This is a genomic window from Neorhizobium galegae (assembly GCF_017877055.1).
Classification (GTDB): Bacteria; Pseudomonadota; Alphaproteobacteria; order Rhizobiales; family Rhizobiaceae; genus Neorhizobium; species Neorhizobium galegae_D.
This window is the reverse complement of sequence record NZ_JAGIPG010000002.1, coordinates 293,035-307,228: the sequence shown is the minus strand read 5'-3', so window position 1 is coordinate 307,228 and position 14,194 is coordinate 293,035. Positions and strand designations below refer to the sequence as shown.

The window sequence follows — 14,194 nt, the reverse complement described above, 5'->3', positions numbered from 1 at the left end:
GTTGTTCATGCTCCTGCGCACCGTCATTTTTGCAGCCGTTACGGCGCTGCTGGCGACACAGATCCCCGCACTGATCCAGCGTGCCGATCATCCGTCGGCGGCGACTGTCGGGGTCGAGGCGCCGGCAAAGGCCATGCCGGTTTCTGTGACGTCCGGCAGCGTGACGCTGGAAGCGGATGGCCGCGGGCACTTCAACGGCACGTTCCGAATGAACGGCAAGCCCGTCGATGGCCTCGTCGATACGGGCGCGTCGCTGGTGGCGATCAACGAGAGCACAGCGCGCAAGCTGGGCTACAGCGCCAACGGGTTGGACTTCCGCTACACAGTCAACACCGCCAATGGCGGCACCGAGGCGGCGCATGTGGTTCTCGACCGGATCGAGATCGGCGGCGTGCGCGTCAAGGACGTCGACGCCTTCGTGCTGCGCGACAAGGCGCTGGCTGGCACACTGGTCGGCATGAGCTTCCTCAAGAAGCTGAAATCCTTCCAGGTGGAAGGCGGGAACCTGAAGCTGATCCAGTGATCAGCCGATGCGCTTGAGGATGACCGGTACGGCTGCGGCCGGAGCCTCGGCGACCGTGTAGAAACGCGCGATATCCGCGGCAATCCGCCTGGCATCCTCTCCGGTTCTGGCATGCACCGTGGCGATCGGCTCGCCTTCCGACACCTGGGTCCCGAGCGGCAGCAAATCGCTGATGCCGACACCATGGTCGATGGCATCCGCCGCGCGCTTGCGGCCTCCACCGAGTTCGACGACGGCCAAACCGAGGGCGCGGGTCTCGCAGGCGACAAGGTATCCATCACGCGGCGCCGGCACGCGCAACCGCACCGTCGCGCGCTCAAGATAGGCATCCGGCCGCTCGCAGAAATCCACTGGCCCGCCGAGAGCGTGGACCATGCGGGCAAAACGCTCCATCGCTTCGCCGGAGTTCAAGGCCAGCCGGGCATTCTCCTCGGCTTGTGACAGGTCACTCGCCACACCTGCCTGGACCAACATTTCCGCGGCCTCCGCCAGAACAACGACTTCAAGCCGCGTGCCGGCCTTCAATCCGGCGAGAAAATCGAGACAGTTGGCGATTTCGAGCGCGTTGCCAGCCGCATCGGCGAGTGGCTGGTTCATATCGGTTAGCAGCGCCGCCGTCTTCACACCGGCACCGTTGGCCACCTCGACCAGCGAGCGGGCGAGCATTTCCGCCTCACTTAAGCTTTCCATGAAGGCACCGTTGCCAACCTTGACGTCCAGCACCAGGCTGCCGAGCCCGGCCGCAAGTTTCTTGGAAAGAATGGAGGCGGTGATCAACGGCACGGATTCGACGGTGGCCGTCACGTCACGGATGCCGTAGAGCCGACGGTCGGCGGGGGCGAGGTCGCTCGTCTGTCCGATAATGGCACAGCCGACTTCGTCGATCACTTTGCGGAACAAAACCTCGTCCGGCATGACGCTGTAACCCGGGATCGACTGCAGCTTGTCGAGCGTGCCACCGGTATGGCCAAGCCCACGTCCGGAAATCATCGGCACCGCAAGGCCACAGGCCGCGACGATCGGTGCAAGCATGAGGGAGACATTATCGCCGACACCGCCGGTCGAGTGTTTGTCCGCCACCGGCCGACCAAGACCGTCCCAATTCAGCACAGTCCCGGAATCACGCATGGCAAGCGTCAACGCCACCGTCTCATCGCGGGACATGCCCCGAAAGAAGACAGCCATGGCGAAGGCGGCGGCCTGGCCCTCGGAGATTTCCTCTTTTGTCAGGGCGGCAATGAAGGCGGCGATCTCCTCGCCGGCAAGGACTTTTCCGTCGCGTTTGCGGCGGATGATCTCCTGCGGGATCATCGCGTCAGTAACCGCTCGAAGCACGGACGGTGGTGCCGCCGCTCAACAGGCCGAGAATATCGTCGAGCAGGCCCGATGCGCCGAAACGGAAGGTGGAAGGCATGATCCAGTTGGGGGCCATGATCGTTTCGGCAAGCCGGAAGTAGAGATCGGCGTCGGCAACAGTCGATATCCCTCCAGCGGGCTTGAAGCCGACCCGTTTCTTGGAATCCCGGATCGCCTGCAGCATGATGTCGGCGGCTTCGAGAGTCGCGTTGACAGCGACCTTGCCGGTCGAAGTCTTGATAAAGTCGGCGCCGGCGGCGATCGCAAGTTCGGAGGCGCGGCGGATGACGGCGCTGTCCTTGAGCTCGCCCGTCTCCAGGATCACCTTCAGGCACGCATTGGGGCAGGCAGAACGGACGGCCTCCACCATTTCGGTCACCGCCGCCTCGTCGCCGGCGAGCAGCTTGCGATAGGGAATGACCATATCGATCTCGTCGGCGCCGTCTTCGATCGCCTGCCGCGTCTCTTCGATCACAGTCGCGACGTCCAGATCGCCAGACGGAAAATTCACGACCGCCGCGATGCGGATCGGATGGTCGGGGCCTAATATCTGGCGCGCATGGGCGACGAAACGCGGCCAGATGCAGATTGCCGCCGTATTGCCGTAGGGCGTCTGCGCCCGCAGGCACAGTTTTTCGATCGCGGCATTATCGCAATCGTCGCGCAGGTTCGTCAGGTCGAGAAGCGATAGCGCGAAGGCTGCCGCCTCGCGCGGGCTCAGGAGTTCCATTCGAGTGCCTCCCCGGCTTGCTTACCGCACCGTGCGCCGATGGCGCGCCGGGGACACGGTAAATTCAAAGGCGACGCAGCTCCGGTCAGATCTGTTCAGTTTCCGGACCGTGCGGCTCGCCCATATTTATCGTTCAAACGATTAGATGCAAGCCACACCGGCGGGACGCATGGCCGCACGGGACGTATCCGATTGAAATACATCGTGTAATCAAGCCAACATTTCTTTCAGAATAGCCGCCAGTCGCTGCCCGCCGATGGGTGCCATGTCCTTGGTTTCCGCGTGGCTCAGCTCCGCACCGGTCATGCCTGCGCCGAAATTCGTGATGACCGATGCGGCCGCGACCTTGAGCCCGAAATAGCGTGCGAGGATGACTTCCGGCACCGTCGACATGCCGACCGCGTCGGCGCCAAGCGTACGTGCCATGCGGATTTCCGCGGGCGTCTCAAAGCTCGGTCCGGAGAACCACATGTAGACCCCGGAAAACAGCGGGACGCCGCAACGGATCGCCGCATTGCGCATGTCGAGCGCCAGGTCTGCATCATAGGCTGTGGTCATGCCGACGAAACGCCCATCGCCTTCCTCGCCGATCAGCGGGTTCATGCCGGAATAGTTGATATGGTCGGAAATCTGCATCACCGAGCCTGGCGGCATATCTTCCCTGAGGGAGCCTGCCGAGTTCGTCAGGATCAGCGACTGGACGCCGAGGCCTTTCATCACCTCGATCGGAAAGCGCATCACCTTGGCATCGCCACGCTCGTAATAGTGAGCGCGTCCGGAAAGCATGATGACCGGCTCGGCTCCGAGATAACCGGCGACGATTTCGCCCGCATGCCCGGTGACGCCGCTCACCGGAAAGCCCTCCAGCGCGCCATAGGGGATGCGGACGGCTTCCGTCACCTCATTCACCAGCGAACCGAGGCCGGAGCCGAGCACGATCGCGTGGCGCGGCATCAGGCCGTTCAGGCGCTCGACGAGCAGATCGATCACGTCCTTCATGTCTGCCTCCTCAGCCTATCACGTCCGTCTCGAAAGCAAATGGCAGGAGTTCCGCCATGGTGACGGTCTTCTGGACGCCGAGATCGTCGCAAAGATAAATACGTGTGCCAGCAGAAGCGAACTCGGCAATCTTCTGCCGGCAGCCGCCGCAGGGCGAGCAGAGCGCCAGCTTTTCGGCGATCACCGCCAGCTCGACGATCTTCTTGCCCCCGCCCATGATCATTGCACCGATCGCCGTCGGCTCGGCGCACCAGCCCTGGGGGAAGGAGATGTTCTCGATATTGGCGCCGAGATAGACCTTGCCGTCATCGGCACGGATCGCCACACCCACCGGAAACTTCGAATAGGGGGCATGGGCCTTGGCCATCGCGCCACGGGCGGCTTCGAAAAGGTCGTGGGACATCTTATCAGCGCTCCTTGGTATAGGGCACACCGCCGGCCTTGGGCGGACGAGCGGTGCCGATGAAACCGGCCAGCAATACGCAGGTTAGGATATAGGGCAGCGCCTGGAAGATCTGTACCGGCACTTCGCCGATCAGCGGCAGCGACTTGCCCTGCATGAAATTGGCAAACGCATCGAGGAAACCGAAGAGCAGGCAGGCAAGCATGACCGGCACCGGCTTCCACTTGGCGAAGATCAGCGCCGCAAGCGCGATATAACCCTTGCCGGCCGACATGTTGTTGATGAAGGCGGCCGATTGGGCGATCGACAGATAGGTGCCTGCGAAACCGCAGAGGAATCCGGCGACGATCAGAGAGCGATAACGCATCCACGCAACCGAAATGCCGGCGGTATCCACCGCGCCCGGATTTTCACCCACAGCGCGCAGGCGCAGGCCGAAGCGAGTGCGATAGAGAACCCACCAGGAGATCGGCACCATCAGGAAGGCGATGTAGGTGAGGATGTTGTTGCCGGAGATCACGTTGGCATAAAGCGGGCCGATGATCGGCACGTCGCGCATCATGTCGGCGCCCGGCAGGACGATGGACGAGAAGCGGCCTTCGGGCGGAACCTGCCCCGTGCGCCCGCCCTGCCTGAACCAGGCCTGGCCGAGCACGATCGTCAGACCGGCGGCCACAAAATTCAGCGCCACGCCGGAGACGATCTGGTTGCCGCGATTGGTGATCGAGGCAAAGCCGTGCACGAAGGAAAACGCGATCGACACACCGATGCCGCCGAGCAGGCCGAACCAGGCATTGCCGGTCCAATAGGCGACGCAGGCCGCCGCGAAAGCCGACGCCAGCATCTTGCCTTCCAGGCCGATATCGAAAATGCCGGCGCGTTCCGAAAAGAGGCCGGCGAGCGCCGTGAACAGAAGCGGGATCGAAAGACGAACCGCCGAGCCGAGAATGCTGATGAAAATATCGAAATAATCCATGAGCCTACTTCCCGGTGAGCTGCTGGTAGAGCCGGACGATGGACGGGCGCAGCATGTATTCCAGTGCACCGGCGAACAGGATCACCATGCCCTGGATGACGACGATCATGTCGCGCGTGATACCCGGCATGTCGAAGGAGAGTTCCGCGCCGCCCTGGTAAAGAATGCCGAAGAGCAGCGCCGAGAGGATGATGCCTGCCGGATGATTGCGGCCCATCAGCGAGACGGCAATGCCGACGAAGCCGGCGCCCCCGACGAATTCGATCTGCAGGCGGGCTGAGGCGCCCATGACCGGGTTCAGCGCCATCATGCCGGCAAGGCCGCCGGAGATCAGCATGGTGATCATGACGATCCTGGAATAGCGGATGCCGGCGTAGCTGGCGGCCGTCGGGCTGATGCCGAGCGTGCGCATTTCATACCCAAGCTTCGTGCGCCAGATCAATACCCAGACCAGGAAGCACATGATCAGCGCGATCAGGAAGGAGAAGTTGAGCGGGGCCGCGCCGATCTTGCCGCCGAACATGGCGATCAGCCAGTCGAGCTTCGGGAGCTGGCCCCCGGGCAGGAAGGTGCGGGTTTCCGGCGCCATCTTGCCCGGCACGATCAACAGGCGCACCAGCATGTAGTTCATCAGCGACGAGACGATGAAATTGAACATGATGGTGGTGATGACGATATGGCTGCCGCGCTTGGCCTGCAGCCAGGCGGGAATGGCCGCACAGGCCGCACCGAACAGCGCAGCCCCGATCACCGCAAACGGCATCGTGACATACCAGGGAACGTAATGGTCCATCGCGAGCGCCACGAGCGCCGCACCTAGACCGCCTAGATAGGCCTGGCCTTCCGAACCGATGTTGAACAAGCCGGCATGGATCGCCACCGCCACCGAAAGGCCGGTGAAGATGAAGCTCGTCGTATAGAACAGCGTGAAGCCGATGCCTTCGCCGCGGCCGAGCGCGCCGATCAACAACAGCTGCAGCGCCTCGAACGGGCTCTCGCCGATCGCCCAGACGACCAGGCCGGAAAAGAGGAAGGCGAGGATGAGGTTGAGCAGCGGGATAAGGCCGTAATTGATCCAGGCGGGAAGCGGAACGGATGCGGTGCTCATGCCCCTGCCCTCGTCCAGCAGCCTGCCGCAGCAATTTCAGTCATTCCATGCTCCAGATGCGTCATTGCTTCAAGCGTCATTGGTCCGGGCGTCATTGGTCCGGGCGTCATGCGGCGATCCCGGCCATCATCAGGCCCAGCGTCTGTTCGCCCGCCTCGCCCGACTTCTCGCCGACGATCTTGCCGGCGAACATCACCAGGATGCGGTCGGAGAGCGAGCGGATCTCGTCGAGTTCCACCGAGACCAGCAGCACCGCCTTGCCGGCATCACGCATCTCGATGATCCGCTTGTGGATGAATTCGATCGCACCGATATCGACGCCGCGGGTCGGCTGGCCGATGATCAGCATTTTCGGATCGCGCTCGATTTCGCGCGCCACGACGATCTTCTGCTGGTTGCCGCCGGAAAAATTGGCGGTCCGCAGCCGCGGGTTCGGCGGGCGGATATCGTATTTGCCGATCTTCTCCTCGGCATCCTTGCGCATCGCCTCGAGGTCCAGCAGCGGCCCCCGGCCGTATTTCGCATCCCGGTGATAGCCGAGGACCGAGTTCTCGTATTCCTCGAATTTCAGGACCAGGCCCATGTGGTGGCGGTCTTCGGGGATATGCGCCAGCCCGAGATCGCGCAGACCCGCCGGATCGACCCCCGCGACAGACTTGCCGTGGATAAGGATTTCGCCCGACGATGGCTTGCGGATGCCGGCGATCGCTTCGAGGAGCTCCGATTGGCCGTTGCCGGCAACGCCCGCGATACCGACGATCTCGCCGGCGCGCACATCGAAGGAGACATCATCGACCATGGTGACGCCACGGCTGTCCTTTACCGTCAGGTTGCGGACCGACATCAGGACCGCGCCGGGATTGGCTGCGCCCTTTTCGACGCGCAGCAGGACGCGGCGGCCGACCATCAGTTCGGCAAGCTCCTCGACGGTCGTTTCCGCGGTCTTGCGGGTCGCGACCATTTCACCTCGGCGCATGACCGACACCGTGTCGGTGATCGCCATGATCTCGCGCAGCTTGTGGGTGATGAGGATGATCGTCTTGCCCTGGTCGCGCAGCACGCGCAGGACCTTGAACAGGTGGTCGGCCTCCGGCGGGGTCAGCACCCCGGTCGGCTCGTCGAGGATGAGGATGTCGGCACCGCGATAGAGTGCCTTCAAGATCTCGACCCGCTGCTGGCTGCCGACCGGCAGTTCCTCGATGACCGCATCCGGATCGACCTCGAGGCCGTAGTCGTCCTCCAGCCGCTTCAGTTCCTTGCGGGCACTCGCGACGCCCTTGGCCAGCAGCTGGCCGCCTTCGGCCCCGAGCATGACGTTTTCCAGTACGGTGAAATTCTCGACCAGCATGAAATGCTGGTGGACCATGCCGATGCCGGCGGCGATGGCCGCCTGGCTGTCACGGATCGTCACCGGCTTTCCCGAAATGCGGATCTCCCCGTGGTCGGCGTGGTAGAAGCCGTAGAGGATCGACATCAGGGTCGATTTGCCGGCCCCGTTCTCCCCGATGATGCCGTGGATCGAGCCTTTGGCGACCGTCAGATTGATGTTCTTGTTCGCGTGTACCGTACCGAACTTCTTGTCGATGCCGACAAGCTCGATCGCGGGCTCCTTCGGAGAATCGAGGCTCAATGGTCCGCCTTTCCGCCTGATATGCAAAAAGGGCGCATGGCGATTGTCACCGCCCTGCGCCCCTCGAAACCCGCCTTACTTGTTGCAGGCGTTGTTCGACATGTAGTCGTGCACCTTGACGGTGCCGGCGATGATGTCGGCCTTTGCCTTTTCGACAGCAGCCTTCATCTCGGGCGTGATCAGCGCCTTGTTGTTGTCGTCAAGCGCATAGGCAACGCCGTCTTCCTTGACGCCGAGAGCCTGGATGCCAGCGGTGAACTTGTCGTCCTTGGTGTCCTTGAAGGCATTGTAGACGGCGAGGTCGACGCGCTTGACCATCGAAGTCAGGACCGAACCCGGATGCAGGTGGTTCTGGTTGGAATCGACGCCGATCGACAGCTTCTTGTTGTCGGCAGCAGTCTGCAGCACGCCGAGGCCGGTCGCACCGGCAGCCGCGTAAACGATGTCAGCACCCTGGTCGATCTGGTTCTTGGTGAGCTCGCCACCGCGGACGGGGTCGTTCCAGGCAGCACCGGTCGTGCCGGTCATGTTCTGGAAGACCTGCGCATCGGGCTTGGCCGCCTTGACGCCCTGCACATAACCGCAGGCGAACTTGCGGATCAGCGGGATATCCATGCCGCCGACGAAACCGACCTTGCCTGTCTTCGACGCCATGCCGGCAAGAAGGCCAACGAGATAGGAACCCTCTTCTTCCTTATAAAGGACAGAGCGGACGTTCTTCAGCTTGACGACCGAATCAACGATCACGAACTTGGTGTCGGGGAATTCAGCGGCGACCTTTTCCATCGCCGAGGTCCAGGCGAACGATACGGCGACCACCGGGTTGAAACCGCGACTTGCGAAGTTGCGGATCGCCTGCTCGCCCTGGGTATCATTGGTGGGCTCGAAATCCCGGAATTCGATCCCCGTTTCCTTCTTGAACTTTTCGGCGCCGTTGGCGGCGGCCTCGTTGAAGGATTTGTCGAACTTGCCGCCCGTGCCATAGACCAGCGCCGGCTTGATATCCGCAGCAAGCGCGGTTGCCGACATGGCAGCCATGGCAATGAGGCTCAAAAGGGTTTTCTTCATTGTGCAGCCCTGTTTTTTAGCTGTTGGGTCCCCCCGCAATCCCGTTCTCCGGGCATGTCTGCGGCCGCCGCCCTTTTTCTTCAAGGGTCTGGCTTCGCTCACTCTTGCACGGGTTTGCGAAAAATTCACGAGATTTTTTTCAACTGGTAAAAAACAACCTGCCTGCTGAAAACTTCGCCAATGTTCTGGAAAAACTGCACAAACGGGCGGCTTGAGGCGCAGTCCTGCCGGTGGGCCGAGGGGGATCGCGGGCAACCAACATACAGTCCATGATTGCGGCTCGGCGCCACTTGCGACGCTACAGGCAGCGGTTTTCGCCGAGATCTCAGAGGGCAGCGGGATCAGCCGGGCTTCAGGCGGAAAACCGCCCGGCGAAATGCGGCCTGCTGTATCCGGCCATCCAGAAGATCAGCGCGATAGCCAGAAACACCACGAATGCCGGCTGTGCCAGCACCGGTGTCACGAAGGGCCGCCAGATATCCTGGCTGAAATATGTGCTCACCACGAATTCCGCGAGCGTCAGGCTTTCCGGATCGAGGTTGAGCCAGGCGTTACCAAGGCTGGTCAGCACCATGGACGAAGCCGACACGGACTGGATCGAATCAAGCGTGCCGGCAACGATCGCGGCAACCAATGCAAGCCCGCTGAGCAGATGGAAAACGAACCGTATGACTGCCATCCCGAACAAGCCCGCGTCGTTGATCACGGTCGCGCCGCCTGCAGCACGACAGCGTTTCTGGCGGAAGAAATAGTCCCCGCGCGAAGGCTTGGCAACGCGGTCAACCGAGTTTTCCCGCCCACTGTCAAAAAACGTTCAGATTCGGGTTGATCCCGGGGATTTGATCGGTATATATCGCGGCCGTTCCAACGTTTTGCTTCTCAGACGACGCAAAGCAACCAAGGACAGGTGGCCGAGTGGTTTAAGGCGCACGCCTGGAACGCGTGTGTGCGTGAAAGCGTACCGTGGGTTCGAATCCCACCTTGTCCGCCATTGGCTTCTTAAATAGCTGTTTCTTCTGCGTATTTTCTGGCCGCAGGCCAATGCCCCGATTGGCCTGCGTTTCGCCGGGATCGTGTTCGTGAGACCGCGGTGATCGCTGGCGGTCACCGCGACGCCCGCCGATTTCCGACGTGGTCGAGCATCCTGAGGACTGCCGGCGGCTCGACATCACTGCTCCATGATCCGAAACGCCCCCCCGGAGAGAGCATCTGGGCAGGACAGCGGTCTCATTCGTCGGAACCATCGCGAAATTTCCAGGACTTATTCGATCCGTCATCCAAGAAGGTTTTCGGTTCGATCTGCGCCAGTTGTATGTCCGCAGGCTTTCATCATCCGAGGATGGAAACCAAAAGACGCAGGAATGCGCACCGCGCGATATGGCTGAATTGGAATATATCAATTTTCTTCAACAAGATAATACGATCCTCCCGACACGAATATCCGATTGGAGCCGTCTCTTATCATTTGTCAATTTTTCAATAATAGGTTGAGTTAGGAGTTCTTTATGTAAAAATTTTACTCTTTTTAGTTACGTTCGCTTCAGACGACAACCGGGTGGTCCAATTCAACCTAATCCGGTCTTCGAGCGCTAACTTCACCTTCTGGATAATTCAGTCATGCGCCGTTCGGTTCTCTGCATAGCCCTCTTCTCAGCCGTGTCATTCCAAAGCGCGGCTGCTGGTAACCTCGCCGATTTCAAGCGGCCTCTCGCGATTCCCTTCGACAAGGTGACGCCCTATTCGTTGCAGTTGGCGACACTCGGAAAGATGTTGTTCTTCGATCCGCGGCTGTCGGGCGCGAAAAACATGAACTGCGCCAGCTGTCACAACCCGTCCTTCGGGTTCGAAGTTCCGGTCAAGACACCGGTGGGTGCAGCCAACACCCATCTGGCCCGCCAGGCACCGACAATTCTGAATGTTGCGTGGACCACCTCTCTGTTCTGGGATGGTCGCGCGCCAACTCTTGAGGCGCAAGCCGCAGGACCAATCACGGCAGCAGCGGAGATGAATGGCAAGCTTGATCAGATTGTCGCCGATTTGAGAGTTATTTCCGACTACGATAGCTGGTTCAAACAAATATTCCCGGACAAGGGCGCGACCCAGGAGACGCTGCTGGCGGCGATCGCGACCTATGAACGCACCGTTGTTTCCGCGTGGTCGCCGTTCGACCGTTGGGTGGACGGCGACCAAACTGCGGTTTCAGACAGTGCCAAGCGGGGTTTTGAACTGTTCACCGGCAAGGCAAATTGCTCGGTTTGTCACACGGGTTGGAATTTCACCGACCACAAGTTTCACAATACCGGACTGCCCACGAACGACATAGGGCGCGCCAGCCTAGAGCCGAACAATCCCAAAGCCTTGCATGCATTCAAGACGCCGAGCCTTCGCAACACTCTCTATCGGGGCCCCTATATGCACGACGGCAGCCTGGCGACCATGGAGGAGGTGATTGCTCACTACGAAAGTGGTGGTGTCGAAGGACCGTCGCGCTCGGATCACATCTCCCCATTTTTTGCCACCGACCACGAGCGAGAAGACCTGATCGCTTTCCTGAAGACCCTCACCCCCGAACAGCAGGATTTGCTCCTGCCGACACTACCCAACTGAGGAGCGCCCCATGGCCCTGTCAGTCCGATTTCAAATCCTTCTCCCTCTCGTCCTCTCCATTCTCGCCGGCCTGGGAGTTGCCGCTCTCGTTGGATCGCAAGCGATCGATGGTCAGGCGCATATCGAGGGCGTCGTGCAAGACGCGATTGCCGCCAAGACACTGGCTGCAAGGACGGGAGCACAATTCGAGAATGTGTCAGGAGTCGTCTCAAATCTGCTGGCGATGACGACATTTGTTTCGGTCGATGAGGTCAATAAACGGTTTGGCACGACCAATGGCGCGCTTGAGGCGACACTTGCCGAGTTTGGCCGCAACGCGCTGTCGCCCGCCGTATCGGGGGATGTGAAGAACCTCAGAGATCTGCATGCCGTGTGGCGCAGCAATGTGCGGATCATGCTGGGGCTCGATCCGGCGAACGCGATTCCGACAGCCGAGCAGCTTACGCGCTCGCGCGCCGCCATCCTGGCGAAGATTCTCGACATCAACACGCTCGTGGACAAGGCCGCGTCCGATCGGGTTACGGCAGCGGGCGACACGCTCGAGACCGAGATACGCAATGAACTGACGACTGCCGCCGCACTCGCGGTCGCAGGCGTCGTCATTCTGCTGTTCGTCGCCCAGCGGATTGCCGGCCCGATCGTGCGGATCACCGCGTCGATGAAGCTACTTGCCGGCGGCGACATCGAGGTCGTCGTGCCAAGGCGTCGGGGCACCAAAGAAATTCGCGCCATGATCGATGCACTGGCCGTGTTCCGTGAAAATGCACGAATGCGTGATACGCTGGAAAAGGAAGCGCAAGCCCAGGCCGCCAGTCTCGCCAATGTCTCGGCGGAAGCCCGGCTGCTGCAGGACCAGGTGCGTGGCGTTGTCCACAAGGCCACCGAGGGTGATTTTTCCGGCCGCGTCAACGGACCATTCGACCGTCCCGAACATCACGAGCTGGCTCAGAGCCTCAATACACTGATATCGAGCTTCGAAGGCGGGCTCAACGAAACCAGCCGCGTTCTGGATGCGCTTGCCAATGCCGATCTGACGATCCGGTTTGAAGGTGTCCACAAAGGCGCATTCGCGCAGCTGCAGAACAATGCGAACGCAGTGACAGGCCGCCTCTCGACGGTCGTGTCGCGACTGGCCGATGCCTGCGCGTCCGTCTCGGCGTCCAGCGACGAAATTCTGCGCGGAACCACTGAATTGAACGGCCGATCCACGCATCAGTCGTCGATGCTTCAGACAACGGCTGTGACGACAAACGCCGTTGCCGAAACCGTTGGCCAGAATTCCAAGCGGGCGGGTGAGGCCACGAGCGTGATTTCGAATACCAGCCACATGGCTGAAAACGGCAGCCTGGTCATGAACGGCGCGGAAAGCGCCATGGCGCAGATCACTGTCTCTTCGGGCAAGATTTCCGAGATCATCGGCGTCATCGAGGATGTGGCATTCCAGACAAACCTGCTGGCGCTCAACGCGGGGGTCGAAGCTGCACGGGCAGGCGAAAGTGGCAAGGGGTTCGCGGTCGTCGCAACCGAGGTGCGCTCTCTCGCCCAGTCGACCGCCAATGCTTCCCACGAAGTAAAGGCGCTAATTCAGAAAAGTCAGGCGGAGGTGAAGGCCGGCGCAGAACTGGTGCGCCAGGCGAGCGAGCAATTTTCCCAGATTGTCTCGTCCATCGCATTTGTCTCTTCGCTTTCCAGCCAGATTACGAGCGAGAGCAACAATCAAAGTGCCAACCTTCGGCAATTGTCGAGCGCAATGAAAGATCTCGATGAGCTCAATGCCCATAGCAACCGGCTGGTGGGCGATCTTTCGGCCTCCACCGAGAGGACGAGCCGAGAAATGGAGGCTCTGGCCGAGATCGTCAATCTGTTCCGCATCGACGATCGGGGGCAATCGCGCACCAGATCGGATCGGGCTGCCTAAAGAGGTTTCTTACGGGCGGAGTTTTCACCGGCGAGCTCTGCCACGGCCGGCAACTCTCATCGGACATGAACGCATCTGTCAGCGTTCGTTCATTTTCCGCAGCCTACCTTCACGGAAACCGCTAATCCAGCGGCCAATCTGAAGGAGGAGAAGATGAGAAAATTCATTGCCGCCTGCATCATCGGGCTTGGATGTCTCACCACGACCGCGGCCCCGACCCTCGCCGACAATTTCAGCATAACGATCGGCGATCGAGGGTATCGGCCGGCCGGACACCATTATCGGCCGGGGTACCATCGCTACCATCGCCCTTACTACCGGCAATATTCCAGGCACCATTACCGACCGCACTGCAGGGTCCGGAGCGTCGAGTACCGCCATCACGGACGGTGGGTCACCAAGACGACACGCGTCTGCAGATAAATCGATCCCAACGGCAAGACCCCGACATGGCTGGCGGGGTCGACTGGCTCGCGGCCGAGGCTGGGCGTTATTGGGAGTGGGCGCTATTGGGAGATCGAAAAGCTGACCTGCTGCCAGCGGCGCAATTGCCGATCGAAAGCGACCACGAGTTCGAAATCCCTGCGGTCAAGGCCCTTGTCGGTGTTGATGTCGGCAGAACCGGCCATCAAAAATCGGCAATCGTCGATCCAGCGGAGGTCGCCCCAGGCGACATCGACGATATCGGGGCGCTCTTCGACGAGCTGTCGGGACTTCTCGAACGCGATGCTTCCCGGGCAGGTATCGTCGTCGACGGGTTCGCCCATGGCCATCAGAAGCGCCAGACCGCCGATCGGCACCACGAAGGCGACGCTCTTTAGGATATTCGCTCCCATCACGGCTCTCCCAAACTTCGAACCCGAAGCAGCCGAACTC

Annotated in this window: 13 protein-coding genes and 1 tRNA gene; 4 read left to right on the top strand and 10 right to left on the bottom strand. The window is 61.0% G+C overall.

Annotated features, from left to right (window positions below; all coding sequences use genetic code 11):
- The first annotated feature begins 7 nt into the window (after positions 1-7).
- Positions 8-523 carry a TIGR02281 family clan AA aspartic protease gene (locus J2857_RS11745; protein WP_210010369.1) on the top strand — a complete coding sequence of 172 codons (516 nt, stop codon included), beginning with the start codon at positions 8-10 and terminating at the stop codon, positions 521-523.
- Here J2857_RS11745 and deoA read toward each other — a convergent pair whose 3' ends face one another.
- From deoA to J2857_RS11700, 9 genes are all read right to left on the bottom strand, one after another.
- The gene (deoA, locus tag J2857_RS11740) at positions 524-1,834 is read right to left on the bottom strand and encodes a thymidine phosphorylase (RefSeq protein ID WP_210010368.1); all 1,311 of its coding nucleotides are present in this window, start codon (positions 1,832-1,834) and stop codon (positions 524-526) included. It abuts the gene before it with no gap.
- A gap of 4 nt (positions 1,835-1,838) precedes the next feature.
- A complete protein-coding gene (deoC, locus tag J2857_RS11735; protein ID WP_210010367.1) occupies positions 1,839-2,609 on the bottom strand; it encodes a deoxyribose-phosphate aldolase in 771 nt (256 codons plus the stop codon).
- A 210-nt stretch (positions 2,610-2,819) separates the two neighbouring features.
- Positions 2,820-3,608 (bottom strand): purine-nucleoside phosphorylase, encoded by a 789-nt coding sequence (locus J2857_RS11730; protein WP_210010366.1) that lies wholly within the window; start codon positions 3,606-3,608, stop codon positions 2,820-2,822.
- Between the two features lie 10 nt (positions 3,609-3,618).
- Positions 3,619-4,011: a cytidine deaminase gene (locus J2857_RS11725; RefSeq protein WP_210010365.1), complete on the bottom strand. Its 393-nt coding sequence runs from the start codon at positions 4,009-4,011 to the stop codon at positions 3,619-3,621.
- A 4-nt stretch (positions 4,012-4,015) separates the two neighbouring features.
- Positions 4,016-4,987, bottom strand: a complete 972-nt coding sequence (locus tag J2857_RS11720) for an ABC transporter permease (protein ID WP_046667254.1) — start codon at positions 4,985-4,987, stop codon at positions 4,016-4,018.
- Positions 4,988-4,991: 4 nt separating this feature from the next.
- Positions 4,992-6,095, bottom strand: a complete 1,104-nt coding sequence (locus tag J2857_RS11715; RefSeq protein WP_210010364.1) for an ABC transporter permease — start codon at positions 6,093-6,095, stop codon at positions 4,992-4,994.
- A gap of 106 nt (positions 6,096-6,201) precedes the next feature.
- Entirely contained in the window at positions 6,202-7,725 is a 1,524-nt protein-coding gene (locus J2857_RS11710; protein WP_210010363.1) for an ABC transporter ATP-binding protein, read from the bottom strand.
- 75 nt (positions 7,726-7,800) lie between these two features.
- Positions 7,801-8,793 carry a BMP family lipoprotein gene (locus J2857_RS11705; protein ID WP_210010362.1) on the bottom strand — a complete coding sequence of 331 codons (993 nt, stop codon included), beginning with the start codon at positions 8,791-8,793 and terminating at the stop codon, positions 7,801-7,803.
- Between the two features lie 352 nt (positions 8,794-9,145).
- The gene (locus J2857_RS11700) at positions 9,146-9,499 is read right to left on the bottom strand and encodes a hypothetical protein (protein ID WP_348635675.1); all 354 of its coding nucleotides are present in this window, start codon (positions 9,497-9,499) and stop codon (positions 9,146-9,148) included.
- Positions 9,500-9,694: 195 nt separating this feature from the next.
- Here J2857_RS11700 and J2857_RS11695 point away from each other — a divergent pair.
- From J2857_RS11695 to J2857_RS11685, 3 genes are all read left to right on the top strand, one after another.
- Positions 9,695-9,784 (top strand) — tRNA-Ser (locus tag J2857_RS11695).
- A 626-nt stretch (positions 9,785-10,410) separates the two neighbouring features.
- Entirely contained in the window at positions 10,411-11,400 is a 990-nt protein-coding gene (locus J2857_RS11690; protein WP_210010361.1) for a cytochrome-c peroxidase, read from the top strand.
- 10 nt (positions 11,401-11,410) lie between these two features.
- The gene (locus tag J2857_RS11685; protein ID WP_210010360.1) at positions 11,411-13,318 is read left to right on the top strand and encodes a methyl-accepting chemotaxis protein; all 1,908 of its coding nucleotides are present in this window, start codon (positions 11,411-11,413) and stop codon (positions 13,316-13,318) included.
- 506 nt (positions 13,319-13,824) lie between these two features.
- Here the strand turns inward: J2857_RS11685 and J2857_RS11680 are convergent.
- The gene (locus tag J2857_RS11680; RefSeq protein ID WP_210010359.1) at positions 13,825-14,154 is read right to left on the bottom strand and encodes a hypothetical protein; all 330 of its coding nucleotides are present in this window, start codon (positions 14,152-14,154) and stop codon (positions 13,825-13,827) included.
- Positions 14,155-14,194: the final 40 nt, after the last annotated feature.